Annotated in this window: 23 protein-coding genes and 1 riboswitch; of the genes, 15 read left to right on the forward strand and 8 right to left on the reverse strand. The window is 74.0% G+C overall.

The window, feature by feature from the left end; genetic code table 11:
- Positions 1-63 precede the first annotated feature (63 nt).
- Positions 64-765: an aggregation-promoting factor C-terminal-like domain-containing protein gene (locus tag G3T38_RS21035; RefSeq protein WP_194247574.1), complete on the forward strand. Its 702-nt coding sequence runs from the start codon at positions 64-66 to the stop codon at positions 763-765.
- Positions 766-783: 18 nt separating this feature from the next.
- On the opposite strand, the gene G3T38_RS11825 is transcribed toward G3T38_RS21035, so the two are convergent.
- A complete protein-coding gene (locus tag G3T38_RS11825; RefSeq protein ID WP_163772500.1) occupies positions 784-2,211 on the reverse strand; it encodes an AMP-binding protein in 1,428 nt (475 codons plus the stop codon).
- A gap of 98 nt (positions 2,212-2,309) precedes the next feature.
- Between G3T38_RS11825 and G3T38_RS11830 the strand changes: the two genes are divergently transcribed.
- Positions 2,310-2,585 carry a DUF1490 family protein gene (locus tag G3T38_RS11830; RefSeq protein ID WP_163772501.1) on the forward strand — a complete coding sequence of 92 codons (276 nt, stop codon included), beginning with the start codon at positions 2,310-2,312 and terminating at the stop codon, positions 2,583-2,585.
- 4 nt (positions 2,586-2,589) lie between these two features.
- Positions 2,590-4,812 (forward strand): heavy metal translocating P-type ATPase, encoded by a 2,223-nt coding sequence (locus G3T38_RS11835; protein WP_163772502.1) that lies wholly within the window; start codon positions 2,590-2,592, stop codon positions 4,810-4,812.
- Here the strand turns inward: G3T38_RS11835 and G3T38_RS11840 are convergent.
- Genes G3T38_RS11840 through G3T38_RS11850 form a run of 3 tightly spaced genes read right to left on the reverse strand, consistent with a single transcriptional unit; the run spans position 4,757 to position 7,465 of the window.
- Complete coding sequence (locus G3T38_RS11840) at positions 4,757-6,151, reverse strand: class II fumarate hydratase (RefSeq protein WP_163772503.1); 1,395 nt, start codon at positions 6,149-6,151, stop codon at positions 4,757-4,759. The two genes, G3T38_RS11835 and G3T38_RS11840, sit on opposite strands and share 56 nt — an antisense overlap.
- 46 nt (positions 6,152-6,197) lie before the next feature.
- On the reverse strand, positions 6,198-6,869 hold the full coding sequence (locus tag G3T38_RS11845) for a spermine/spermidine synthase domain-containing protein (RefSeq protein ID WP_163772504.1): 672 nt from the start codon (positions 6,867-6,869) through the stop codon (positions 6,198-6,200).
- A 20-nt stretch (positions 6,870-6,889) separates the two neighbouring features.
- Positions 6,890-7,465, reverse strand: coding sequence for a hypothetical protein (locus tag G3T38_RS11850; RefSeq protein WP_163772505.1), 576 nt, complete (start codon positions 7,463-7,465; stop codon positions 6,890-6,892).
- Positions 7,466-7,609: 144 nt separating this feature from the next.
- Here G3T38_RS11850 and G3T38_RS11855 point away from each other — a divergent pair, with 144 nt between their 5' ends.
- The 3 genes from G3T38_RS11855 to G3T38_RS11865 all read left to right on the forward strand — a co-directional run bounded on the left by G3T38_RS11855 (position 7,610) and on the right by G3T38_RS11865 (position 10,917).
- Entirely contained in the window at positions 7,610-8,083 is a 474-nt protein-coding gene (locus G3T38_RS11855; RefSeq protein ID WP_163772506.1) for a DoxX family membrane protein, read from the forward strand.
- Positions 8,084-8,241: 158 nt separating this feature from the next.
- Positions 8,242-9,750, forward strand: a complete 1,509-nt coding sequence (locus tag G3T38_RS11860; protein WP_163772507.1) for an HNH endonuclease signature motif containing protein — start codon at positions 8,242-8,244, stop codon at positions 9,748-9,750.
- A 324-nt stretch (positions 9,751-10,074) separates the two neighbouring features.
- Entirely contained in the window at positions 10,075-10,917 is an 843-nt protein-coding gene (locus tag G3T38_RS11865; protein ID WP_163772508.1) for a hypothetical protein, read from the forward strand.
- On the opposite strand, the gene G3T38_RS22685 is transcribed toward G3T38_RS11865, so the two are convergent.
- Positions 10,886-11,104, reverse strand: a complete 219-nt coding sequence (locus G3T38_RS22685; RefSeq protein ID WP_163772509.1) for a hypothetical protein — start codon at positions 11,102-11,104, stop codon at positions 10,886-10,888. The two genes, G3T38_RS11865 and G3T38_RS22685, sit on opposite strands and share 32 nt — an antisense overlap.
- 76 nt (positions 11,105-11,180) lie before the next feature.
- On the opposite strand from G3T38_RS22685, the gene G3T38_RS21650 reads away from it, so the two are divergent.
- Positions 11,181-11,756, forward strand: a complete 576-nt coding sequence (locus tag G3T38_RS21650) for a DUF1990 family protein (RefSeq protein WP_338037610.1) — start codon at positions 11,181-11,183, stop codon at positions 11,754-11,756.
- Between the two features lie 49 nt (positions 11,757-11,805).
- Here the strand turns inward: G3T38_RS21650 and G3T38_RS11880 are convergent, their stop codons facing one another.
- Positions 11,806-13,515, reverse strand: a complete 1,710-nt coding sequence (locus G3T38_RS11880) for a FumA C-terminus/TtdB family hydratase beta subunit (RefSeq protein ID WP_163772510.1) — start codon at positions 13,513-13,515, stop codon at positions 11,806-11,808.
- A gap of 110 nt (positions 13,516-13,625) precedes the next feature.
- Positions 13,626-13,736: riboswitch (TPP riboswitch) on the forward strand.
- Between G3T38_RS11880 and G3T38_RS11885 the strand changes: the two genes are divergently transcribed.
- The 8 genes from G3T38_RS11885 (at position 13,734) to G3T38_RS11920 (ending at position 20,437) form a co-directional block, all read left to right on the forward strand.
- Positions 13,734-14,375, forward strand: coding sequence for a thiamine phosphate synthase (locus tag G3T38_RS11885; protein WP_206675857.1), 642 nt, complete (start codon positions 13,734-13,736; stop codon positions 14,373-14,375). It overlaps the preceding riboswitch by 3 nt.
- Positions 14,375-15,532 (forward strand): FAD-dependent oxidoreductase, encoded by a 1,158-nt coding sequence (locus tag G3T38_RS11890; protein ID WP_174267892.1) that lies wholly within the window; start codon positions 14,375-14,377, stop codon positions 15,530-15,532. Before G3T38_RS11885 ends, G3T38_RS11890 begins: the two co-directional genes overlap by 1 nt.
- Positions 15,507-15,707, forward strand: coding sequence for a sulfur carrier protein ThiS (thiS, locus tag G3T38_RS11895; protein ID WP_163772512.1), 201 nt, complete (start codon positions 15,507-15,509; stop codon positions 15,705-15,707). The genes G3T38_RS11890 and thiS overlap by 26 nt, the downstream gene beginning before the upstream one ends.
- Entirely contained in the window at positions 15,704-16,486 is a 783-nt protein-coding gene (locus G3T38_RS11900; protein WP_163772513.1) for a thiazole synthase, read from the forward strand. The genes thiS and G3T38_RS11900 overlap by 4 nt, the downstream gene beginning before the upstream one ends.
- On the forward strand, positions 16,483-17,076 hold the full coding sequence (locus G3T38_RS22690) for a thiamine phosphate synthase (protein ID WP_163772514.1): 594 nt from the start codon (positions 16,483-16,485) through the stop codon (positions 17,074-17,076). The genes G3T38_RS11900 and G3T38_RS22690 overlap by 4 nt, the downstream gene beginning before the upstream one ends.
- On the forward strand, positions 17,073-17,924 hold the full coding sequence (gene thiD, locus G3T38_RS11910; protein WP_241728778.1) for a bifunctional hydroxymethylpyrimidine kinase/phosphomethylpyrimidine kinase: 852 nt from the start codon (positions 17,073-17,075) through the stop codon (positions 17,922-17,924). Before G3T38_RS22690 ends, thiD begins: the two co-directional genes overlap by 4 nt.
- Positions 17,921-19,684 carry a phosphomethylpyrimidine synthase ThiC gene (gene thiC / locus G3T38_RS11915; protein WP_163772515.1) on the forward strand — a complete coding sequence of 588 codons (1,764 nt, stop codon included), beginning with the start codon at positions 17,921-17,923 and terminating at the stop codon, positions 19,682-19,684. The genes thiD and thiC overlap by 4 nt, the downstream gene beginning before the upstream one ends.
- Before the next feature lie 45 nt (positions 19,685-19,729).
- Positions 19,730-20,437, forward strand: a complete 708-nt coding sequence (locus tag G3T38_RS11920) for a DUF1707 SHOCT-like domain-containing protein (protein WP_163772516.1) — start codon at positions 19,730-19,732, stop codon at positions 20,435-20,437.
- A 311-nt stretch (positions 20,438-20,748) separates the two neighbouring features.
- On the opposite strand, the gene G3T38_RS11925 is transcribed toward G3T38_RS11920, so the two are convergent.
- Together G3T38_RS11925 and G3T38_RS11930 are read right to left on the reverse strand one after the other, a co-directional pair.
- Positions 20,749-21,954, reverse strand: a complete 1,206-nt coding sequence (locus G3T38_RS11925) for a sn-glycerol-3-phosphate ABC transporter ATP-binding protein UgpC (RefSeq protein WP_163772517.1) — start codon at positions 21,952-21,954, stop codon at positions 20,749-20,751.
- A 2-nt stretch (positions 21,955-21,956) separates the two neighbouring features.
- Positions 21,957-22,802, reverse strand: coding sequence for a carbohydrate ABC transporter permease (locus tag G3T38_RS11930; RefSeq protein WP_163772518.1), 846 nt, complete (start codon positions 22,800-22,802; stop codon positions 21,957-21,959).
- Positions 22,803-22,804: the final 2 nt, after the last annotated feature.

Here is a 22,804-nt window from a genome sequence, read left to right on the forward strand (position 1 = left end):
CGCGGGGGCATCGGGCACGCTGGCACGCGGTCCACACGTCCCCTCACGTGAGAACTCCTGATCTTGACGAAGCCCGAACCTAAGCACCGCAAGGCCAAGCACCGCGCCCCCGGGCGGGCGGTGCTGCCCGTCGACCCCGCGAAGGCGCTCCGCTCCGGCGTGGTCCTGACCTCCGTCGCCGCCGCGACCACGGGTGTGGTCGTCGGTGGCGGCGTCCTCGCCTCCGGCGCCTCGGGCGGGACCGCGGACGGCCAGGTGGCCGCCGCGGCCGCTGCCGAGGCAGCCGACTCCGGCGACACCGCAGCGGCCCCCCGGGACGCCGAGGTCGAGGCCATGCTGTCCGACCGCGCGTCGGACGCCACGGTGTCGCGCTCCGACACCCGCAGCGCCACCGACCCGACGAAGGCCGTCGCCCTCTCGGTCGAGGCCGGCCCCGCCGTCACCCAGCAGGAGAACGGGTCCGACCTGGCGCCCCGCGAGCTCGGCCAGCTGCTGCTCGCCGAGGCCGGGTTCGGCCAGGACCAGTGGAGCTGCCTCGACTCGCTGTGGACGAAGGAGTCGGGCTGGCGCGTGGACGCCGACAACCCGTCCTCGTCGGCCTACGGCATCCCGCAGGCGCTGCCCGGCTCGAAGATGTCGTCCGAGGGCTCCGACTGGGCGACCAACGCCGTCACGCAGATCCGCTGGGGCCTGGGCTACATCGAGAACCGCTACGGCACCCCGTGCTCGGCCTGGGCGCACAGCCAGGCCACCAACTGGTACTGAGCGCGCCGCCCCCGCGGGTCACCCCGCGCTGAGCGCCGCCTTCTGCACCTTGCCGAGCGCGGTGCGGGGGAGCCCCGCGACGAACCGCACCTCCCGCGGCCGCTTGTGCGCGTTGAGCTCCGTCCCGACGTGGGCGACGAGCTCCGCGGCCAGGGCGTCGCCCGCGGCGTACCCGTCGCGGAGCACGACGTGGGCCACCACCCGCTGCCCCAGATCCGGGTCGGGGACACCGACCACGGCGACCTCGACGACGGCGGGGTGCCCGAGCAGCACGGTCTCGACCTCGCCGGCCCCGATGCGGTACCCGCCGGACTTGATGAGGTCGACCGACGCGCGTCCGACGATCCGGTGCCACCCGTCCGGGTCGACGACGGCGACGTCGCCGGTGCGGAACCAGCCGTCCGCGGTCCAGGCGTCGGCGTCGGCGTCGGGTCGGCCCAGGTAGCCGTCGAGGAGCGACGGGCCGCGCACCTCCAGCTGTCCCACCGCGTCGCCGTCGTGGGGCACCGGGCGTCCGTCCTCGTCCCGCAGCCGGGTCTCGACGCCGGCCACGGGCACGCCGACCCAGCCGGCACGGGGTTCGGCGTCCGCGCGCGTCGCCAGCGTCACGAGCGTCTCCGACATGCCGTACCGCTCCACGACGCCGTGCCCGGTGAGCTCCCGTAGGCGGTCGTGGAGGGGGGCAGGGAGCGGCGCACTGCCCGACACGAGCAGCCGCGCGGGCCGCAGCGCGTCGGCGTCGTCGGGCGAGGCTGCGATCCGCGACCACACGGTGGGCACGCCGAACAGCACGGTCGCGCCGTGGCGGACCGCGTCGGCGTACGCCGCGGGGGTGGGCTTCCCGACGTGCCGCAGCCCGCAGCCGAGGCGGAGCGCCCCGAGCACCCCGAGCACCAGCCCGTGGACGTGGAAGAGCGGCAGGCCGTGGGCGAGCGTGTCGCGGGAGTCCCAGCCCCACGCACCGGCGAGCGCGTCGAGGCCGGCGGCCACGGCGCGCCGTGACAGCACCACGCCCTTGGGCAGCCCGGTCGTCCCCGACGTGTAGACGACCATCGCGGTGGCGTCGGCGGGCACGCCGAGCGGCTCGTACGGCGCGCGTGCGTCCGGGTCGAGCCGGACGGTCGGGAGCCCGGAGGCGCGGTCGGCCGGGACCGGGCCGACCCACGCCTCGGCGCCGGAGTCGGCGAGGAGGTGGGCGAGCTCGCTGCGCCCGGCGTCCGGCGGCACGGGCACGACCTCGGCACCCGCCAGCACGGCCGCGACCACGGCGAGCACGGTCGTCGCCGACGGCGTGGCGTGCACGGCGACCCGTCGGTACGGCGCGAGTCCGGGCCCCGCGGCCGCCGCGGCGCCCAGCAGCTCGTCGTACGTCCACGTCGTCGTGCCGATGCGGACCTGCGTGGTGGCGTGCGCGCCGCCGGTGAGCCCGGGCAGGAGGTCTGTCACGGGGCGACCGTATCGATCTAGGCTACGTGACCGGCGCCACGTCGCCTTTTGAGAACCGTTCCCGCTAAGGTGGCGGCTCCCGACCCGAGAGGACCCTCATGATCGCGCTGCTGGGCAAGGTGGGCTCGACCCTCGTCACCGGACTGGTCGGCGCCGCCGCCTGGGACGGGGTGAAGAAGGCCGCCGACTCCGGCGCCGTGCGGGAGGGCGCCGTCGCTGCCGTCGCCGTGGGGCTGAAGGGCAAGCGTCACCTCGAGGCCGGCGCCGAGCGCGTGCGCCTCACGACCGGCGACATCGTCGCCGAGGCCCGCGAGCGCGTCGGTGAGCAGGCGCCGCCGCCGGGCTCCGACGTCGGCCACGGTCACGACCACTGAGCGGGTGACGGGCCAGAGCGGCACGCTCGTGCCGGCGGTGGAGCGGGTCGCGCTGGCGGCGGGCGCAGGTCGGGTCCGCTTCGCGGTCGCCGGCATCCGGCACTCCGACGCGCGAGCGGTGGCGGTCGAGAACGCCGTCGACCTGGTCGAGGGCGTCCGCGCGGTGCACGCCTTCCCGCGCACCGGCGCCGTCGTCGTGTGGTTCCGGCCGGGGCGGTGCGACCTGACGGCGCTGGCGGACGCGATCGCCGCCGCTGTGGCGTCGCCGGCGGCGGCACCGGCGGTTCCGGCGCGGCTGCCGCGCTCCGCCGAGGTGTCCAACGGCGACCTGGCCCGGATGGTGGTCGGCGGGGCGGCGCTGCTGCTCCTCGGCGGCCGTCGCTACGTGCTGCGTCGGCCGCCCGTGCTCGGGCCGACCAGCCGGACGTTCGCGACCGGCGTCACGATCTTCACGGGCTACCCGTTCCTCCGCGGCGGCCTCCGCAGCCTCGCGGGAGGGCGCGCCGCCGGCACGGACGCGCTCGTCTCCGCCGCCACCCTGGCCAGCCTGGTGCTGCGCGAGAACGTGGTCGCGCTGACGGTGCTGTGGCTGCTCAACATCGGGGAGTACCTGCAGGACCTGACCCTGCGTCGCACGCGCAACGCCATCCGCGACCTGCTCAGCGGCACCCAGGCCGACGCGTGGGTGCGGGCGGCGGACGGCACGGAGACGCTCGTCGACATCGACCGCCTCGCGGTGGGGGACGAGGTCGTCGTGCACGAGCACGTGGCGATCCCCGTCGACGGCGTCGTGGTCGAGGGCGACGGCGTGCTCGACCAGTCCGCCATCACGGGCGAGACGCTCCCGGTGGCCGTGGCCGCCGGCACGCGGGTGCACGCCGGCAGCGTGCTCATGAAGGGGCGCCTCGTCGTGCGCGCGACGGCCGTCGGGCGCGACACCGCGATCGGGCGCATCATCACGCGCGTCGAGCTGGCGCAGGAGGACCGCGCGCCCATCCAGACCGTGGGCGAGAGCTTCTCGCGCCGCTTCGTGCCCGCCTCCTTCGCGCTGGCCGGGGCGACGTTCCTGCTCACCCGCGACGTACGGCGTGCCATGACCATGCTGCTCGTCGCGTGCCCCTGTGCGGTCGGGCTCGCCACGCCCACCGCGATCAGCGCCGCCATCGGCAACGGGGCGCGCCGCGGGATCCTGGTCAAGGGCGGCTCGCACCTCGAGGCGGCCGCCCGGGTCGACGCGGTCGTCTTCGACAAGACGGGCACGCTCACGGTCGGGCGCCCGGTCGTCACCAACGTCGTGTCCTTCGACGACGCGTGGTCGCCGGAGCAGGTGCTGGCCTACGTGGCGAGCTCCGAGATCCACTCCCGCCACCCGCTCGCGCAGGCGGTCGTGCGCTCCACCGAGGAGCGGCACATCGCGATCCCCGAGCACGAGGAGTGCGAGGTGCTGCTCGGCCTCGGCATGCGCACCCGCGCCGACGGCCGCACCCTGCTGCTCGGCAGCGACGCGCTGCTGGCGCGGGAGGGCGTGGCCGTCGGTGAGGACGCCTCGCGCTGGGTCGCCCGCCTCCAGCGGGAGGCCGAGACGCCGTTGCTGCTGGCGGTGGACGGGCGTCTCACCGGCCTCGTCAGCCTGCGGGACACGGTGCGGCCCGAGGCGCGGGCCGTCATCGAGGCGCTGCGCGCCGACGGGGTGGAGCGCATCGTCATGCTGACCGGCGACCACCCGCAGACCGCGGCCGCGGTCGCCGCGGAGCTCGGCATCACCGAGTGGCGCGCCCAGGTCATGCCGGAGGAGAAGCAGGACCTCGTGGGGGCGTTGCGGGCGGAGGGCTACACCGTCGCGATGGTCGGCGACGGCACCAACGACGCCCCCGCGCTGGCGCTCGCGGACGTCGGCATCGCGATGGGGCTCGGCGGCACCGACGTGGCGCTGGAGACGGCCCAGGTGGCGCTGGTCGGCGACGACCTGCACCGGCTCCTCGACCTGCGGGACCTCTCCCGCCGCGCGGTCGACGTGATCCAGCAGAACTACGGCATGTCGATCGCGGTCAACGCCGTTGGGCTCGTGGTCAGCGCGGGAGGCGGGCTGTCGCCCGTCCTCGCCGCGCTGCTCCACAACGCATCGTCGATCGCGGTCGTGGGCAACTCCTCGCGGGTCACCCGCTACCGGATCACGGGTGGGTCATCGACTCCAGGTCGAGAGCCGCGTCCAGCTGCTCCTCGGTGAGCTCGCCGCGCTCGACGTACCCCAGCGCGAGCACCGTCTCGCGGATCGTCGCGCCGTCGGCGAGGGCCTTCTTCGCGACCTTCGCGGCGGCCTCGTAGCCGATGTGCTTGTTGAGCGGGGTGACGACGGAGGGCGAGGACGCGGCGTACCGGAGCATGCGGTCGGCGTCGGCGGTGATGCCGTCGACGCAGCGCTCGGCGAGGAGCACCGACGAGGTCGAGAGCAGGCGGATCGACTCGAGCACGTTGCGCGCCATCACGGGCAGCATCACGTTGAGCTCGAAGTTGCCGGACAGGCCCGCCACCGTCATCGCGGCGTCGTTGCCGATGACCTGCGCGGCGACCATGAGGGTGGCCTCCGGCAGCACCGGGTTCACCTTGCCCGGCATGATCGAGGAGCCGGGCTGCAGGTCGGGCAGGTGGATCTCCGCGAGACCGGTCGTGGGGCCGGAGCTCATCCAGCGCAGGTCGTTGCAGATCTTGGTGTAGCCCACCGCGATCGTGCGGAGCACGCCGGACAGCTCGACGAGGGAGTCGCGCGTGCCCTGGGCCTCGAAGTGGTCGCGCGCCTCCGTGAACGGCTGGCCGGTGGCCTCGGAGAGCGCGGTGATGGCGGCGGCGGCGAAGCCGGGGGGCGTGTTGATGCCGGTGCCGACGGCGGTGCCGCCCAGCGGCAGCTCGCGCACCCGGGGCAGCACCGCGCCGAGGCGCTCGGCTGCGTAGCGGACGGTCGCGGCGTACCCCCCGAACTCCTGCCCGAGCGTCACCGGGGTGGCGTCCATGAGGTGGGTGCGGCCCGACTTCACGAGGCCGGAGAACTCGCTCGCCTTGACCTCGAGCGAGGTGGCGAGCACGTCCAGCGCCGGCACGAGGTCCTCGACGACCGCCAGGGTGGCGGCGACGTGGATGGAGGTGGGGAAGACGTCGTTGCTCGACTGGCTGGCGTTGACGTGGTCGTTGGGGTGCACGTCGACCCCGGCGCGGGAGGCCAGCGAGGCGATGACCTCGTTGGTGTTCATGTTGGAGCTCGTGCCCGAGCCCGTCTGGAACACGTCGAGCGGGAAGTCGGCGTCGACGTCGCCCGACGCGACGACCGCGGCGGCCCCCTGGATCGCCTCGCCCTGCTCGGGGGTGATGACGCCGAGGTCGACGTTGACGGCGGCGGCCGCCGCCTTGACGAGCGCGAGCGCCTGGACGTGGCGGCGCTCGAGCGTCGTGCCCGAGATCGGGAAGTTCTCGATCGCCCGCTGCGTCTGCGCCCGCCAGAGCGCCGCGCGGGGGACCTTCACCTCGCCCATGGAGTCGTGCTCGACGCGGAACTGGTCCTGGTTCTCAGCCATGCCGACGAGGCTACGCCCGCGGCGGTGGGGGTCGGTTGCGCCCGTCTCAGCGTCGGGCGAGGTGCAGCCAGTAGCTGCCGACCCGCCCGTGGGCGGGGACCTCGACCTCCAGCTCCTCGGCCGCGCCGAAGACGTCGGTGAGCGCGGCGCTCAGCGCGGTGGAGCGCGCGGCCGACCACACGACGACGGTGCCGCCGGGGGCGAGCACGCGGGCGACGACGCCGAGCGCCGGGGCGGTGTAGAGCGCCGCGTTCTCGCCGTGCACCAGGTTGTCGGGGCCGTTGTCGACGTCGAGGAGGACGAGGTCGTACGACGCGTCCGGCGCCTCCTCGAGCACGGTGGCCACGTCGGCCTCGACCACGCGGACCCGGGCGTCGGCGAGCAGTGCCGGGCCGTGGGGGACGGTGCCGTCGCGCATCCAGGCTACGACCGCGGGCTCGATCTCCACGACGTCGAGGCGGTCCACCCGGCGGTCGGCGAGCACGGCGTGGGCGGTGAAGCCGAGCCCGAGCCCACCGACGAGCACGTGGTCGGGGCGCTCGACCTGGGCGAGGGCGGCCTCGGCGAGGAGCCGTTCGCTCGTGGTCTCGACGGTGTCCATGACGAAGACGCCGTTGACGCGCAGCTCGTGCGCGCCGTCCTCGCGACGACGGAGCACGACCTCGCCGCGGGGGGAGGTGGCGCGGGCCACGCTGGCAGCGTCTCCGGTGGGGTGCACGGGGCGAGCCTAGGCGGGGCTCAGGAGCCGGTGTCGTGGGCGGGTGGCGGATCGCCGAAGCGCTCGAGGGCGGCGAGGTAGCGGCCGCCGACGCTGACGCGCTCGATCCGGGCCAATTGACGTCGGCCCCACGTGGGCCACCAGCGCCCGTCGCCCTTGACGGCGTGGAACTTGAGGTGCTTCTTGCCCACGGCGAGGATGATTCCGACCTCGACGTGCAGGTAGTCGGGGGCCACGCGCTGGTGCAGCAGCACCAGCCGGCCCCGGTCGGCGAGCGACCGCAGCAGGAGGCCGAGCGTCGCCCCGGGGGCGGCGTCGAGGGTCGCGACGGGCACCCCGAGACCGTCGACCACACGTCGCGTGAAGTCAGGGGCGGGGTCCTTGTCCACGCGTTCGACGTCCTGGAGGCGGACCAGCGTGACCTCGTCGAGGAAGTACCCGTCCGTCAGCACGTGCACGACCACCCAGCTGTCGGTGAGGGCCAGCACGTATCCCCACGTGGGTCGCCGACGCCCGCCCAACCGGAGCCGGACGGCACGGTCCTTCTCGTGTGCCCGCGTCAGGCGGCGGACGACCTTGGCGGCGGGCTGACCCATGGGGCGAACCCTGCCTGACCGACCGGGTGGTGATCCAACCGGTTTTCCCGGCTGCTCTCCCGGGCCGTCACCCGCAGGTCGTCCCGCGTTGGGTCTGGCCGGTAACGTCATCGCTTGAACTGTCAACCTATCTCGGAGGTTCTCGTGTTCAGCACGCTCGTCTCGCCCGCACCCGCCGTCGCCGAGGACGTCGCGCTCCTGCTGGCCCGCCTCGTCACCGGTGTCGTGCTCATCGCCCACGGCTGGCAGAAGGTCTCGACCAACGGCCTCGACGCCACGGGGCAGGGGTTCGACGCCATGCAGGTCCCGCTCCCCGATGCGGCCGCCACCTTCACCGCCGGCGTCGAGCTGGTCGGGGGAGCGCTCCTGCTCCTCGGTCTCCTCACGCCGGTCGCCGGGGTGCTGGTCGCCGCCGTCCTCGCCGGAGCGTTCTGGTTCGCCCACCGCGGTACGACCGTCTTCGTGACCGAGGGCGGCTGGGAGCTCGTCGCGGTCCTCGGCGTGCTGGGCCTCGTGCTGGCCGCCGTCGGCCCGGGCCGGTTGTCCGTCGACGCGGTGCTCGCGGGTACGGCTGCCCGAACCGAGACGCCCGTGCGGGAGGACGCCGGCGTCCGCTGAGCCCCGTCGAGCTGGGACGTTCGGCGGGGTTCGTGGCGTCGAGCCGTACGTAACGCGCACTGCTGTGAGCGTCCGGTCGGGGTGGTTGTCCCCAGGCGGTACGTCGCCTGGTCGGTCCTCGCTCAGGACTGTCGGTGGGTGCGGGTTGAGTGGTGGCCATGACGGGGGTCAGCTCTTCTGGTGACGCCGATGGCTTCGGGCCACCGGTGCCGGAGCCTCCTGCGGATTTCCTGGTCGAGGTGCCGGTGCCGGACTGGTTGGAGCACGCCTTCACCACCGGAGAGTGGCCTGAGGAGGCGACGCGCGGGTGCCGGATCGTGGACCGGGAGGGTTGGTACGACGCGGCTGAGCCCGTCGCGGATCCCGAGCCTGGGTGGGTGGTGCCGGGCGTGGCCTCGGGTGCGGGTGGGGTCGATGTGGGGCATCCGGTGTTGGAGGCGATCCGGGTGGCCACGGCGGTGCTGGACGCCGACGGACGTACGGGTCTGGGGTGGTTGAGCGCCCCGCAGACCGGGGCCGCGCTCATCGACGCCCACCGGCTCGTGGCACGCGCCTCAGCGCTGGTCGCGGTGTTGGTGCAGCACGCCGAGGACGTCGAGCTGCACCGGGAGAACGGTGCCTCGACCGCGGCGGTGTGGCTGGCGAACGCGGGGGCGTTGACACGGCGCGATGCCTACCGGTTCGCTCGCGTCGGGGCCGCCGTCGGCGAGGACACGGGTCGGTATCGGGCGTATCTCGGCCCCGGCTGCCTGACCGGCGTCGTGGACCTCGAGCAGGCCGACGTCATCGTCAAGGCCCTCGACGCGCTACCTGGCGAACTGGATCCCGCCCTGCTGTTGCGGGCGGAGGAGGTGCTGGTCGGGTACGCCGCCGACCACGACGCCCGCGCCCTGCGGGTGCTGGGGAAGAAGATCCTCACCGTCATCGCCCCCGACATCGGCGAAGCGCACGAGGCTGCACTGCTGGAGAAGGAAGAACGCGACGCCCGCGCCGCGTCGCGCCTCTCGATGGTCTCCGACGGGCACGGCAAGGTCCACGGCCGGTTCACCCTCCCCGAGCTCCACGGCGCCATGCTCCGCAAAGCCCTCGACCCCTACGCCGCCCCACGACACCTCAACACCAGCGAGGACCTCGAGCAGCGGTTCGTCGCCGGACGGCCCACACCCGAACGCTACGGACAGGCCTTCCAGCAGCTGCTGGAGATGCTCGACCACAGGGACCTCCCCGCCACCGGCGGCATGGGCGCGACCGTCGTGGTCACGATGACCCTCGAATCACTCCGCGGGGGCCTCGCATCAGCATCCCTCGACACCGGCGGCACCCTCAGCGCATCCGAAGCCCGCCGGCTCGCGTGCGAAGCAGGGATCATCCCCGCCGTCCTCGGCACGAAGAGCGAGGTACTCGACCTCGGCCGCACGACCCGTTTCCACACCCGGGCCATGCGCCTCGCCATGGCCCTCCGCGACGGCGGCTGCGTCGCCGAAGGCTGCACGAGACCGCCCCACCAGACCCACGCCCACCACCTCACCGCATGGGCCAACGGCGGCCACACCAACACCCGCGACGGCTGCCTCCTCTGCGACCAGCACCACCACCAGATCCACGACCCGCTCTACCTCGTCGAGAGGCTCGGCACCGGCAAGCTCCGCTTCACCCGCCGCGAGTGAGGCACCGGCCATCACCAGCACGACGACTCCGTGCGTTGACGACGTGCTGCACGCGGGGCAGGGACGAGCGCACGGTTCAATGCAGGGGTGTTCGCCCTCGTCGCCGCGCAGCAGTCAGACCTCGCAGCAACATTGCGTGCGACCGCTTCGATCGACTGGTTCGAGGTGGGTCCGACGACGGGCGGGTGGACGCCGGCGTGGTGGGCAGAACCCACGGGTCCGCTGGACCCGGACGCAAGGACCACCGTCCTGGGTGATCTCCGCTCCATCCTCCCCGACGCGGTTGACGCGGTTGACGCGGTTGACGCGGTTGACGCGATGGTCGTGGCGGAGACCTGGCACGCGACCGCGGGCGAGCTCCACGGCAACCTGAGCGTGATGGTCCGGGAGGCCGGTGCGTTGGTCGGCATCTCGTGGTGCCCGTGGGCGACACAAGTGGGGGCGCATGCCGCCACTGCGCCAGGAAGCGCTGCGCTGATGGCCACGCTGCTGGCGCTGTTCGGGCCCTCGCCACTCGTGGCTGCTGTCGAGGGCGGTCTGGCGCGTGCGCTGGAGCGGGCCATCGACAGCCACGACGACGTGCCTGCCCTCGTCCAGGCGTTGGCCGTGTGCCTCCGGCTCCCCCCGGTCGTGCCGCCCGCGGTGTCCTCGTCACTCGTGGTGCACCGGCGGGGGACGCACGGCGTCGCCAGGGCTGTCGATGTCGCGGTGCGCACCGGCGGCGGCGCCAGCGCAGCAGACCTCGGGGACGGGTGGATCGCCCACCGACCCGGCGGCGCCGCCGACGCCGGCCTGCTCGCGCACCTCGCGAGCGTGGCTGCGGCGAGAGCCGACGTCGTCCTCCTCGAACGCGGTGCAGGGGTCTCCCGGGTGGAGCTCCACCGGGGCGGCCGACTCGTGGAGACGAGGACGGCCGACGGGTGGTGGCGTTCTGACGAGGTCGGCCCCGCCGGCGGAGCGAACCACCCGGGTGCGGTGCTCGACCTCGCTAGCGCACTCGGCGTGCCCGCGCGAGCACACGGGCTCCTGGCAGCTCCGGCAGCAGAGTTCGACGAGATCCGGGGAGCGACCTCCCCCGCGCGCCTGCTCGGCGCGATCCTCGCGTCCGGACGCTGGCGTCGGCCGCGCCCGCCGTTCAGCCCACGAGCCGGCTCCGCGCGGCGTTGACCTGCGACGGGTCGACGCCCTCGGTCGCGGCCAGCGTGCGACGGAGCGCCTCCAGCAACCCGTGGAGGGCCGTCGGCTCGCCGTCGAGCAGCAGCCCGTCGAGCGCGTCGGAGTCGTTCCACCGGCGCAGGGCCGCCCAGAGCACCAGTGCCTCGTCCTGGCTCAGCGTCACCGTCACGTCGTCCACGCGGGGACCCTACGGTCGAGGCCGCGGCAGCAGCGGCCCGCACCACCCCGCACCACCCCGTGGCACCATCGCAGGCGTGTCTCCCCGCGCCCGCACGCTCCGACCGCTCGACGAGTCCGAGGCCGCCCGGCTGCGTGCGGCCGAGCTGACCTACGTCACCGACAGGCTCGGCACCACGCTCGACGGCGAGGAGGCGCCCCCCGGCTACCAGCGCCTGCGGGCGGCGCGCGTGGTCGGCCACGGTCGCGACCACTTCGAGGCGGCGGTCGCGGCGCTCGACGACTGGCAGGTGCAGCGGCGGTCGGGTGCCGCCGTACGGGCCGACGGCGGGAGCCTCACCGTCGGGACCGTCGCGGTGGTGCGGCTCGCGCTGCCCGTCGTCGGGTTCGTCGGTGTCGACGCGCCAGTCCGGGTCGTCGACGTCGTGGACGAGGACCAGCGACGGGGGTTCGCCTACGGAACCCTGCCGGGGCACCCGGAGGAGGGGGAGGAGGCGTTCGTGCTGTCGATCGCGGACGACGGCGTCGTGCGCTTCACCGTCGACGCGTTCTCCCGTCCGGCGTCCCGGCTCGCGCGCCTCGGCGGCCCGCTCACGTCGACCGTTCAGGCGGTCATGACGCGCCGCTACCTCGTGGCGCTCGAGACGCCCTGACCCTGGCCCGCCCTGGCCCACCCCACGCGAACCAGCGCGCGGGAACGACTCACTTCTCCCGCGAGCGCACCCGGATCCCGCTGAGCGGCACGGTGACCGCACCCGACGGGTCGGTGAAGAAGTCGTTGCCCTTGTCGTCGACCACGATGAAGGCGGGGAAGTCCTCGACCTCGATCTTCCAGACGGCTTCCATGCCGAGCTCGGGGTACTCGATGATCTCCTGGCTCTTGATGCAGTCCAGCGCGAGCCGGGCCGCCGGGCCGCCGATGGAGCCGAGGTAGAACCCGCCGTGCTCGTTGCACGCCTCGGTGACCTGCTTCGAGCGGTTGCCCTTGGCCAGCATGACCATCGAGCCGCCCGCGGCCTGGAACGACTTCACGTAGGAGTCCATGCGTCCCGCCGTCGTCGGGCCGAACGAGCCCGACGCCATGCCCTCGGGCGTCTTGGCGGGGCCGGCGTAGTAGACGGGGTGGTTCTTGAGGTAGTCCGGCATCTCCTCGCCGGCGTCCAGGCGCTCCTGGATCTTCGCGTGCGCGATGTCGCGTGCCACGACGAGCGGGCCGGTCAGCGAGAGCCGCGTCTTGACGGGGTACTGCGACAGCTGGGCGAGGATCTCGCTCATCGGCCGGTTGAGGTCGACGGCGACGACCTCGCCGCCCTCGATGTCCTCGGTGGTGCCGGCGTCCGGCATGTACTGCGCCGGGTCCGTCTCGAGCTGCTCGAGGAAGACGCCGTCGGGCGTGATCTTGCCGAGCGCCTGGCGGTCGGCGGAGCACGACACGGCGATCGCGACGGGGCACGACGCACCGTGGCGGGGGAGCCGGACGACGCGGACGTCGTGGCAGAAGTACTTGCCGCCGAACTGCGCACCGATCCCGAAGCCCTGGGTCAGCTTGAAGACCTCCTCCTCGAGCTCCGTGTCGCGGAAGCCGTGGGCGGCCATCGACCCCTCGGTCGGCAGGTCGTCGAGGTAGTGCGCCGAGGCGTACTTGGCGGTCTTCAGCGCGAACTCCGCGCTCGTGCCGCCGATGACGACGGCGAGGTGGTAGGGCGGGCACGCGGCCGTGCCGAGCGAGCGGATCTTCTCGTCGAGGAACTCGAGCAGCCGCTTCGGGTTGAGGATCGCCTTCGTCTCCTGGAACAGGAACGACTTGTTGGCCGAGCCGCCGCCCTTCGCCATGAAGAGGAACTTGTACTCCGGCTTCCCCGACGTCTGGGGCGTCGAGTAGATCTCGATCTGCGCCGGGAGGTTGGTGCCGGTGTTCTTCTCCTCGTACGTCGTCAGCGGCGCCAGCTGCGAGTACCGCAGGTTGAGCTGGGTGTACGCGTCGTACACGCCCGCGCTGATCGCCTCGCCGTCGTCGATGCCCGTGAGCACCCCCTCGGACTTCTTGCCCATGACGATCGCCGTGCCCGTGTCCTGGCACATCGGCAGCACGCCGCCGGCGGAGATGTTCACGTTCTTGAGCAGGTCGAGCGCCACGAAGCGGTCGTTCCCGCTCGCCTCGGGGTCGTCGATGATCCTGCGCAGCTGGGCCAGGTGGGCCGGGCGCAGGAAGTGCGAGATGTCGTGCATCGCCTCGGCGGTGAGCCGCCGGATGGCCTCCGGGGCGACCTTGAGGAAGGTCTGCCCGTCGACCTCGATCGTGCTCACGCCCTCGGTCGTCACCAGCCGGTACGGCGTGGTGTCCGGCCCGATCGGGAGGAGGTCGGAGTAGCGGAAGTCGTCGCCCGGGGCGGGGAGTCCGGAGGTGCTCACGGACACGCACCGTAGCCCTGCCGCTCCGACCGCCCTTGGTAAGGCTCACCTCACCTCGCGTGTCCGTCCGGCCCTTGACAGCCCGCGGGACGGGCCGCGTACGGTGGCGGGCATTCCACCACGGGAGTCCACGGCAGTGGGCTGAGATGGGGCTGAGGCCGCTCCGACCGTCGAACCTGATCCGGGTCATGCCGGCGCAGGAAGTGAGGAGCGTTCTCGTGTCCGCTGTGCGCAGCGGCGCGGCCACCGGAGTGCCGCGCCTGACGATCATCGTCGCCCCGTCCGATCCCCTCGACCTCGTCGGGAACCTCGCCGCCCTCGGTCCGGCCGGCGCCGTCGGCTTCCAGGTGCGGGCCAAGGAGGTCACCACCGCCGAGCTGCTGTCCCTCACGGCCGCGGTCCTCGCGGCGGCACGTCCCGCGGGTGCTCCGGTGCTCGTGGACGACCGTCTCGACGTGGCCCTGGCGGCCGGTGCCGACGGCGTCCACCTCGGTGCCGACGACCTGCCGGTGGCGCGGGCCCGCGCGATCGCCGACCGCGTCGCCCCGCCCGGCTTCCTCGTCGGAGCCACCTGTCGCGACCGGGACGCCGTGGTCGCGGCCCGGACTGCGGGTGCCGACTACGCCGGGTTCGGCCCCGTGGCCGCGACCACGTCGAAGGTCGGCCTGCCCGACCCGCTCGGCGTGGCCGCCGTGACGCGCGCCGCCGGCGTGCTCCCGCTCGTCGCCATCGGCGGCATCACGCCCGGCCTCGCCCGCGCCACGGTCACCGCCGGTGCGCACGGCGTCGCCGTCATCGGCTCCGTGTGGCGACAACCGGATCCCCTCGACGCCGCGGAGGCCCTGCTCGGAGCCCTCTGATGCCCGCGGAGGGCCGGGAGGGCCGGGAGGGCGTGCGCGTGCTCGTGCGCGGTGCCGGCATCGTGGGGCTCGCGGTCGCCGACGAGCTCGCCCGCCGCGGTCACACGGTGCGCGTCGTCGACCCGTCGCCGGGCTCGGGTGCGTCGTACGCCGCCGCCGGCATGCTGAGCCCGTCCGCCGAGGTGTGGTGGGGCGAGGAGGCCCTGCTCGACCTGGGGGTGCGGAGCGCGGGGGAGTGGCCCGCCTGGGCGGCCCGTCTCGGCGTCGACCTCCGTCCCTGCGGCACCGTGCTCGTCGGCCACGACCACGGCGACCTCCAGCAGGTCGAGCGCCAGGCGTCGCTGCTGGCGGCGCTCGGCCGGGAGGCGGAGCCGTGGACGGCCGCGGAGGTACGTCGCCGCGAGCCCACCCTCGGGCGCGTCGCCGGCGGCCTCCACCTGCCCGACGACCACGCCGTCGACCCGCGGGCCGTCGTCGCCGCCCTGCGGGCGCGCCTGCCCGTGGCGCCCACCGTGCCGGACGGCTTCCGCCCGGACGTCGAGGTCGTCGCCACCGGGGCGGTCCTCCCCGCGCCGTGGACGCCGCTCGTGCGGGGGGTGCGAGGCGAGGTGCTGCGCCTGCGCACCGACGACCCGCCGGAGCGCGTGGTGCGGGGCTGGGTGCGGGGGGAGCCGGTGTACGTCGTGCCGCGCGGTCCCGTTCGACCGCTGCAGTGTGGCGTCGCGCGACCGTCCGTCGAGGTGGTCGTCGGAGCGACCTCCGAGGAGCACGACGCGCCCCCGGTCGTGACCGCGGGCGGCGTGCTGCGCCTGCTCGACGCCGCACGCACCCTGCTGCCCGGGATCGAGCGCGCCGAGCTCGTCGAGGCCACCGCCCGTGACCGGCCCGCCACCCCCGACCACCTCCCGCTCGTGGGCCCGGCGCCCGGCGCGGCCGGGCGCGACGGGGCCCGTGTGCTCCTCGCCGCGGGCCTGTTCCGCCACGGCGTGCTCCTCGCCCCGCTCGTCGCGCGGCTCGTCGCCGACCAGGTCGAGCACGACGCCGCGCCCGAGCCCGCCCTCGACCCCCGCCGCTTCGCCCACCTGCTCGCGGCCGCCGACCAGCCCGCCCCGATCGACGAAGGAGACACCCGTGCCCCTGCTCGCGCTCAACGGTGAACCCACCCCCACCGACGCCACCACCGTCGCCGCCCTCGTCGCGAGCACGGTCGGCGACCCCGCCGGCCACGCGGTCGCCCTCAACGGCGTCGTCGTGCGGCGCGCCGACCACGACCGCACCCCGCTGGCCGACGGCGACGTCGTCGAGATCGTGACGGCGGTGCAGGGCGGATGACCGACCTCGTCGTCGCCGGGACCGTGCTGTCGTCCCGGCTCCTCCTCGGCACGGGCGGCCTGCCGCACCCGGCGCTGCTCGACCCGGTCCTCGACGCCGCGCGGCCCGGCATGGTCACGGTGAGCGTGCGCCGCACGTCGACCCGCGCGGAGGCCGGTCTGCTGGCGGCGATCGTGCGCCGCGGCGTACCGGTCCTGCCCAACACCGCCGGCTGCCGCAGCGCCCGGGAGGCCGTGCTCACCGCCGAGCTGGCGCGCGAGGCGCTGGGCACCGACCTCGTCAAGCTCGAGGTCGTCACCGACGACGCGACGCTCCTCCCGGACGTCGTGGAGCTGGTCGACGCCGCCGAGCAGCTCGTGGCCCGCGGGTTCGCGGTGCTGCCCTACACGACGACCGACGTCGGCGTCGCCCGGCGCCTCGTCGACGTGGGCTGCGCGGCGGTCATGCCCCTGGGCTCCCCCATCGGTTCGGGACTGGGCATCGTCGACCCGACCGCCGTCGAGGCCGTGGTCGCCGCCGTCGCCGGCACCGGTCGCGCCGTGCCCGTCGTCCTCGACGCCGGCATCGGCGCGCCCAGCGACGCCGCCCTGGCCCTGGAGCTGGGGTGCGACGCGGTGCTCGCGGCCTCGGCGGTGACGCGGGCCGCCGACCCCGTGGCCATGGCGGGCGCGCTGCGGCTGGCGGTCGAGGCGGGACGGGCGGCGTACGGCGCGGGGCGGATCCCGCGCCGTACCGTCGCCCGCGCCTCCAGCCCGACGACCGGGCGGGTGAGCGCGTGAGCGGCGACCTCGTGCTCCTCACCGACCGGTCGCAGCTCCGGCTCGGCCGGGGGCTCGTGCGGACCGTCCGCGAGTGCGCGGCGGCGGGCCTGCGCACCGTCGTCGTGCGGGAGCACGACCTGGCCCTCGCCGAGCGGGCCGCGCTCGTGGCACGCCTGCGCGACGTCCCCGGGCTCACGGTGCTCGCCTCCCGCACGCTGGTGCCGGGCGCCCACGGCGTGCACCTGGCGGCCGGTCAGCCCGGCACCGCCGTCGGCCGCTCCTGCCACGACCTCGACGAGGTGGCGGCCGCCGTGGGCGGGGGCGCCTCCTACGTGACGCTCTCCCCGTTCGCGGCGACGCCGAGCAAGCCGGGCTACGGACCTGCCCAGCCACCGGCGACGTACGCCGCGGCCCGTCGCCTCACGGCCGGGTCGGCCACCCGGGTCCTCGCGCTCGGGGGCGTCGACGCCCGCAACGTCGCGGCCGCGATGACCGCCGGTGCCCACGGCGTCGCCGTCATGGGTGCGGTGATGCGCGCGACGGACCCGGCGGCGGAGGTGGCGGCGCTGCTCGCCGAGCTCGCGCATCCCCGGGGGGAGGCGGCATGACCCCGCACCCGACCTCGCCCCTGACCCCTCCGGTCGTGCTCAGCGTGGCCGGCACCGACTCCGGGGGTGCCGCCGGCACCGCCGCGGACCTCACGACGTTCGCGGCGCTCGCCGTGCACGGCGCCTGCGTGGTCACGGCCGTCACCGCCCAGGACACGACGGCGGTGCACGCGGTCCACGCGGTGCCTCCCGCGGTGGTGGCCGCGCAGGTCGACGCCGTCGTGGGCGACCTCCCGCTGGCGGCCGTCAAGACCGGCATGCTCGGCTCGCCCGCCGTGGTCGAGGTCGTCGGGGAGCTGCTGCCCGGCACGCCCACACGTCCGCTGGTGGTCGACCCCGTGCTGGTCGCGACGAGCGGTGCGGTGCTCGGCGACGCGGCGGTGGTCGCGGCGTACGTCGACGCCCTGCTGCCCGTCGCCACGGTCGTCACGCCCAACGTCGACGAGGCCCGGGCGCTCCTGGGGCGCGCGGCCGACGACCCCACCCCCGCGCGCGACCTGGCCGGCGACCTGGCGCTGCTGGGGCCGGCCGTGCTGCTCACCGGCGGACCGGACCCCCGCGACGACGCCCCCGACCCGTGCTGCACGGACTGGCTGGCGCTGCCCGGCGCGGAGCCTCGGCCGCTGCGCCACCCCCGCGTCGCCACGCGCAACGACCACGGTTCCGGCTGCACCTACGCGTCGGCCCTCGCCGCGCACCTCGCCCACGGCGCGAGCCTCGCCACCGCGGCCGACCGCGCCGCGGCGTACACCACCCGCCAGCTCGTGCGCTCCGCACCCTGGCGGCTCGGACGGGGCCGCGGCCCCGTCGCCCACGTCCACCCCCTCCCGACAGGAGCGACCCCATGACCGGTCCGACGACCAGCCAGCCCGTCCACCCCGCCCACTCCCGCGTGCTCGTCGACGGCCCGCCCGGGCCCGACGGGACGCCCGTGCGGGTGCCCGTCACCCGCGTCGCGCTGACGAACGGCGAGACGTTCGACCGGTACACCACCGCCGGCCCGGGTTCCGACCCCGAGGTCGGGCTGCCCCCGCTGCGCGCCGCGTGGATCGCGGCGCGGGGCGACACCGAGGAGTACGCCGGCCGTGCCGCCCGCCTCAGCGACGACGGCCGGGCCGCCGTGCGGCGCGGGGAGGCCAGCGCGGCGTGGCGCGGCGAGCGGCGCACGCCGCGGCGCGCGCTCCCGGGCCGACGCGTCACCCAGCTGCACTACGCGCGGGCGGGCGTCGTGACGCCGGAGATGCGGTACGTCGCGGCGCGTGAGGGCTGCGACGTGGAGCTCGTGCGGAGCGAGGTGGCCGCCGGGCGCGCGATCATCCCGCTCAACGTCAACCACCCCGAGGCCGAGCCGATGATCATCGGGCGGCGCTTCCTCGTGAAGGTCAACGCCAACATCGGCAACTCGGCGGTGACCAGCTCGATCGCGGAGGAGGTCGACAAGCTCACGCACGCCGTCACGTGGGGCGCCGACACCGTCATGGACCTCTCGACGGGCGACGACATCCACACCACCCGCGAGTGGATCCTGCGCAACGCGCCGGTCCCGATCGGCACCGTCCCGATCTACCAGGCGCTGGAGAAGGTCGACGGCGAGGCGGACCGCCTGACGTGGGAGGTCTTCCGCGACACCGTCGTCGAGCAGTGCGAGCAGGGCGTCGACTACATGACGGTCCACGCGGGCGTGCTCCTGCGCCACGTGCCGCTCACCGCGGAGCGCGTCACCGGCATCGTGTCGCGCGGCGGCTCGATCATGGCGGGCTGGTGCCTCGCGCACCACCGCGAGAACTTCCTGTTCGAGCACTACGACGAGCTGTGCGCGATCCTCGCGTCGTACGACGTCAGCATCAGCCTCGGCGACGGCCTGCGACCCGGGTCGGTGGCGGACGCCAACGACGCCGCGCAGCTCGCGGAGCTGCGCACCCTCGCCGACCTGACGACCCGCGCCTGGGAGCACGACGTGCAGGTCATGGTCGAGGGACCGGGCCACGTGCCGCTCGACCTCGTCGAGGAGAACGTGCGGCTGCAGCAGGAGTGGTGCCACGGCGCGCCGTTCTACACGCTGGGCCCGCTGGCGACGGACGTCGCGCCGGGCTACGACCACATCACCTCCGCCATCGGCGCGGCGACGATCGCGATGCACGGCACGGCGATGCTCTGCTACGTGACGCCGAAGGAGCACCTCGGGCTCCCCGACCGCGACGACGTGAAGACGGGCGTCATCACCTACAAGCTGAGCGCGCACGCCGCCGACGTGGCGAAGGGGCACCCCGGTGCGCGGGCCTGGGACGACGCGCTGTCGACGGCACGGTTCGAGTTCCGGTGGCGCGACCAGTTCGCGCTGTCGCTCGACCCCGTCACCGCCGAGGCCTTCCACGACGAGACGCTGCCCGCCGAGGCGGCGAAGACGGCGCACTTCTGCTCGATGTGCGGGCCGAAGTTCTGCTCGATGCGGATCAGCCAGGACGTCCGTGACCGGTTCGGGAGCGGTACCGAGGGTGCGTCGGCGGGGGAGGCCGAGGCGGGGATGCGCGCGAAGGCGGCGGAGTTCCTCGAGCTCGGGGGCACGGTGTACGTCGACGGTGGGGCCAGCTCGGTCGGGAGCCCGTGACAGACGTCAGTACGTCGCGGGTCGTCGGTTGCCTAGGGTGGGGCCATGACGACCGATCCGTCGCAGCTGCGCATCTCCGACGCCGACCGGCACAAGGTCGCCGAGCTGCTCCAGGGCGCCGCCGGCGAGGGACGTCTCGAGACGGACGAGCTCGAGGAGCGGCTCGAGGCGACCTACGCGGCGAAGATCTACGCCGACCTCGTGCCCATCGTGGCCGACATCCCCGGCGAGGCGCCGACCTCGCCGGGGATGCCGGTCGCGCCGTACGGCGTGTCCGGGATGCCGACGCGACCGGCCGGGCCTGCCGGCCCCGCGCCTGTGTCGTTCGAGAAGACCGCGACGGGGGCCTCGGTGCCGGCCGTCCACTACCCCTCGAGCGTCGCCATCATGGGTGGCGTCGAGCGGAAGGGCATCTGGGAGATCGGCGCGACGCACACCGTGTTCACGTTGATGGGCGGCGCGGAGATCGACCTGCGGGAGGCGCGTTTCGCGCAGCGGGAGGTCACGATCCACGCGAACGCGCTCATGGGCGGCGTCGAGATCGCCGTCAACGCCTGGACCCACGTGATCGTCGACGGCGTCGGCATCATGGGCGGCTTCGCGCAGGAGCGCGACAAGGTCGAGGCGCAGCTCGACCAGAACTCGCCGATCGTGCGGGTCAAGGGCGTCGCGCTCATGGGCGGCGTCTCCGTGGTGCGCAAGCCCATGCCCGGCGAGCGCAAGCGGAAGCGGAAGCCGCTCGGCGGCCGCTGAACGTCGCGTCGAGTTGTCACGTACGTCGCGTCGGGTGCGTCGAGCTGGACGAGACGCACGACCTCGGAGCGTCGAGGTGGACAAGCGCACAGGACGACCTCACGCGTACGAATGACGGGCCGGCCGGCCGGTCGCGGCGTAGGTGACAACTCGGCGTACATCCCGTCGCGGAGGCCCCAGCCCGGCGCAGGCGCCGCGGCGTACGTGACAACTCGACGCACCTGCCGCGGCGAACAGCCCGGCTCGGCGCACGACGGAGCGGGCCGCCCCCGACGACGTACGTCGAGGACGGCCCGCTGCGGGGTGGAGCGTCAGGCGGGGACGCCCGAGTCGAGCGCCGGGATGCGGCCCGCGTTGGACAGGTCCACCGTGAGGTTCTCGCCGGTCGCCGGGTCGAACAGGTGCATCTTGGAGGTGTCGACCCAGATCTCCGCCTGGTCGCCCTCCCGGACGCGGCTGGCGCCGTCGAGGCTGATGACGAGCTGCGTGCGGAGCGAGTCGCCGTCGAGGTCCTTCTCCAGCTGCTCGAGCTGCTTGACGACCTCCGGCGGCGCCTCGAACGGCAGGTAGGCGTAGGTCTCGCTGCCCAGCCACTCGACGAACTCGACCTTGCCGGAGAAGGTCGACCCGCCCGCGCGGGCCTCGTCGACGAGCGACGCGTCCTCGAACGCCTCCGGCCGGATGCCGGCGATGAGGAGGCCCCTGCCGGCCGCCTTCTCGGCCTTGTCCGCCGGGATCTCCACTGTGCCGAAGGGCAGCTTGACGCTGGTGCCCTCGACCTCGGCGGGCAGGAAGTTCATCGGCGGGGAGCCGATGAAGCCCGCGACGAACAGGTTGCCCGGGTTCTCGTAGAGCTCCCGCGGCGACGCGAGCTGCTGCAGCACGCCCCGCTTGAGCACCGCGACGCGGTCGCCCAGCGTCATCGCCTCGGTCTGGTCGTGGGTGACGTAGACCGTCGTGATGCCGAGCTTCTTCTGCAGGCGCGCGATCTCGCTGCGCATCTGGCCGCGGAGCTTCGCGTCGAGGTTGGACAGCGGCTCGTCGAAGAGGAACGCGTCGGCGTCGCGCACGATCGCGCGACCCATGGCCACGCGCTGGCGCTGACCACCCGACAGGTTGCCGGGCTTGCGCTGCAGGTGCTCGTCGAGCTCGAGCGTCTTCGACGCCTCCTTCACCTTCGCGTCGACCTCGGAGTCCGAGGCCCCCGCCAGCCGCAGCGGGAACGCGATGTTCTCGTAGACGGTGAGGTGCGGGTAGAGCGCGTAGTTCTGGAACACCATCGCCAGGTTGCGGTCGCGCGGCGCGAGGTCGTTGACGCGCTTGTCGCCGATCATCATGTCGCCGGAGGTGATGTCCTCCAGCCCCACGATCATCCGCAGCAGCGTCGACTTCCCGCAGCCCGACGGGCCGACGAGGATGACGAACTCGCCGTCCGCGATGTCGATGGAGACGTCGTTGACGGCCGGGAAGCCGTCGCCGTACTTCTTGACGATGTTCTTGATCTGGATGCCGGCCACGATTACCCCTTCACTGCGCCGGAGGTGAGCCCGGCGACGATCTTGCGCTGGAAGGCCAGCACGATGACGATGATCGGCAGCGTCGCGATGACGGCACCGGCGGCCAGCAGCGAGGCGGGCCGGTTGAACGGGTCGCTCCCCACGAAGAACGACAGGGACGCCGGGATCGGTCGTGCCGCCTCGGTCGAGGTCAGCGAGATGCCGAACACGAAGTCGTTCCACGCGAAGAAGAACGTCAGGATCGCGGCCGTGAACACGCCCGGGGCGGCCAGCGGCACGATCACCTTGCGGAAGGCCTGCCACGACGTCGCTCCGTCGACCTGGGCCGCCTGCTCCATCTCCCACGGGATCTCCCGGAAGAAGGCAGCCAGCGTCCAGATCGCGAGCGGCAGCGTGAACGACATGTAGGGGATGATCAGGCCGGGCCACGTGTCGTACAGCCCGATCGCCCGCCACATGTCGAACAGCGGACCGACCAGCGACACCACCGGGAACATCGCGATGGCCAGCGCCGTGGAGAGCACCAGCTTCTTGCCCCGGAACTCCAGCCGCGCGATCGCGTACGCCGCGAGCGTCGCCACGATGACGGAGAGCAGCGTCGCGATGAGCGAGATGCCGATCGAGTTGAAGATCGCCCGACGGAACTGCTCGTTGTCCCAGGCCGCGACGTAGTTGTCCCAGCCGGCGAACCCGCCCTCGGAGGGGAAGAAGCCGGGGGAGCCGTTGGTGATGGACTCCTGGGACTTGAAGGACAGCGAGATGATCCAGGCCACCGGCAGCAGGCACCAGATCAGGATCAGTGCGGCACCGAGCGCGATGCCGACCTTGCGGAGCGGAGTGTTACCCATCG

Origin of the sequence: Nocardioides zeae (assembly GCF_010686755.1) — a bacterium.
Classification (GTDB): Bacteria; Actinomycetota; Actinomycetes; order Propionibacteriales; family Nocardioidaceae; genus Nocardioides; species Nocardioides zeae.

Bases quoted from the DNA above. Each gene is read 5' to 3' on its own strand.
- G3T38_RS11830 (WP_163772501.1), top strand. From the start codon at position 2,310: ATGATCGCGCTGCTGGGCAAGGTGGGCTCGACCCTCGTCACCGGACTG.
- G3T38_RS11840 (WP_163772503.1), bottom strand. From the start codon at position 6,151: ATGGCTGAGAACCAGGACCAGTTCCGCGTCGAGCACGACTCCATGGGC.
- G3T38_RS11850 (WP_163772505.1), bottom strand. From the start codon at position 7,465: ATGGGTCAGCCCGCCGCCAAGGTCGTCCGCCGCCTGACGCGGGCACAC.
- G3T38_RS11860 (WP_163772507.1), top strand. From the start codon at position 8,242: ATGACGGGGGTCAGCTCTTCTGGTGACGCCGATGGCTTCGGGCCACCG.
- G3T38_RS11890 (WP_174267892.1), top strand. From the start codon at position 14,375: ATGCCCGCGGAGGGCCGGGAGGGCCGGGAGGGCGTGCGCGTGCTCGTG.
- G3T38_RS11900 (WP_163772513.1), top strand. From the start codon at position 15,704: ATGACCGACCTCGTCGTCGCCGGGACCGTGCTGTCGTCCCGGCTCCTC.
- thiD (WP_241728778.1), top strand. From the start codon at position 17,073: ATGACCCCGCACCCGACCTCGCCCCTGACCCCTCCGGTCGTGCTCAGC.
- thiC (WP_163772515.1), top strand. From the start codon at position 17,921: ATGACCGGTCCGACGACCAGCCAGCCCGTCCACCCCGCCCACTCCCGC.
- G3T38_RS11920 (WP_163772516.1), top strand. From the start codon at position 19,730: ATGACGACCGATCCGTCGCAGCTGCGCATCTCCGACGCCGACCGGCAC.
- G3T38_RS11930 (WP_163772518.1), bottom strand. From the start codon at position 22,802: ATGGGTAACACTCCGCTCCGCAAGGTCGGCATCGCGCTCGGTGCCGCA.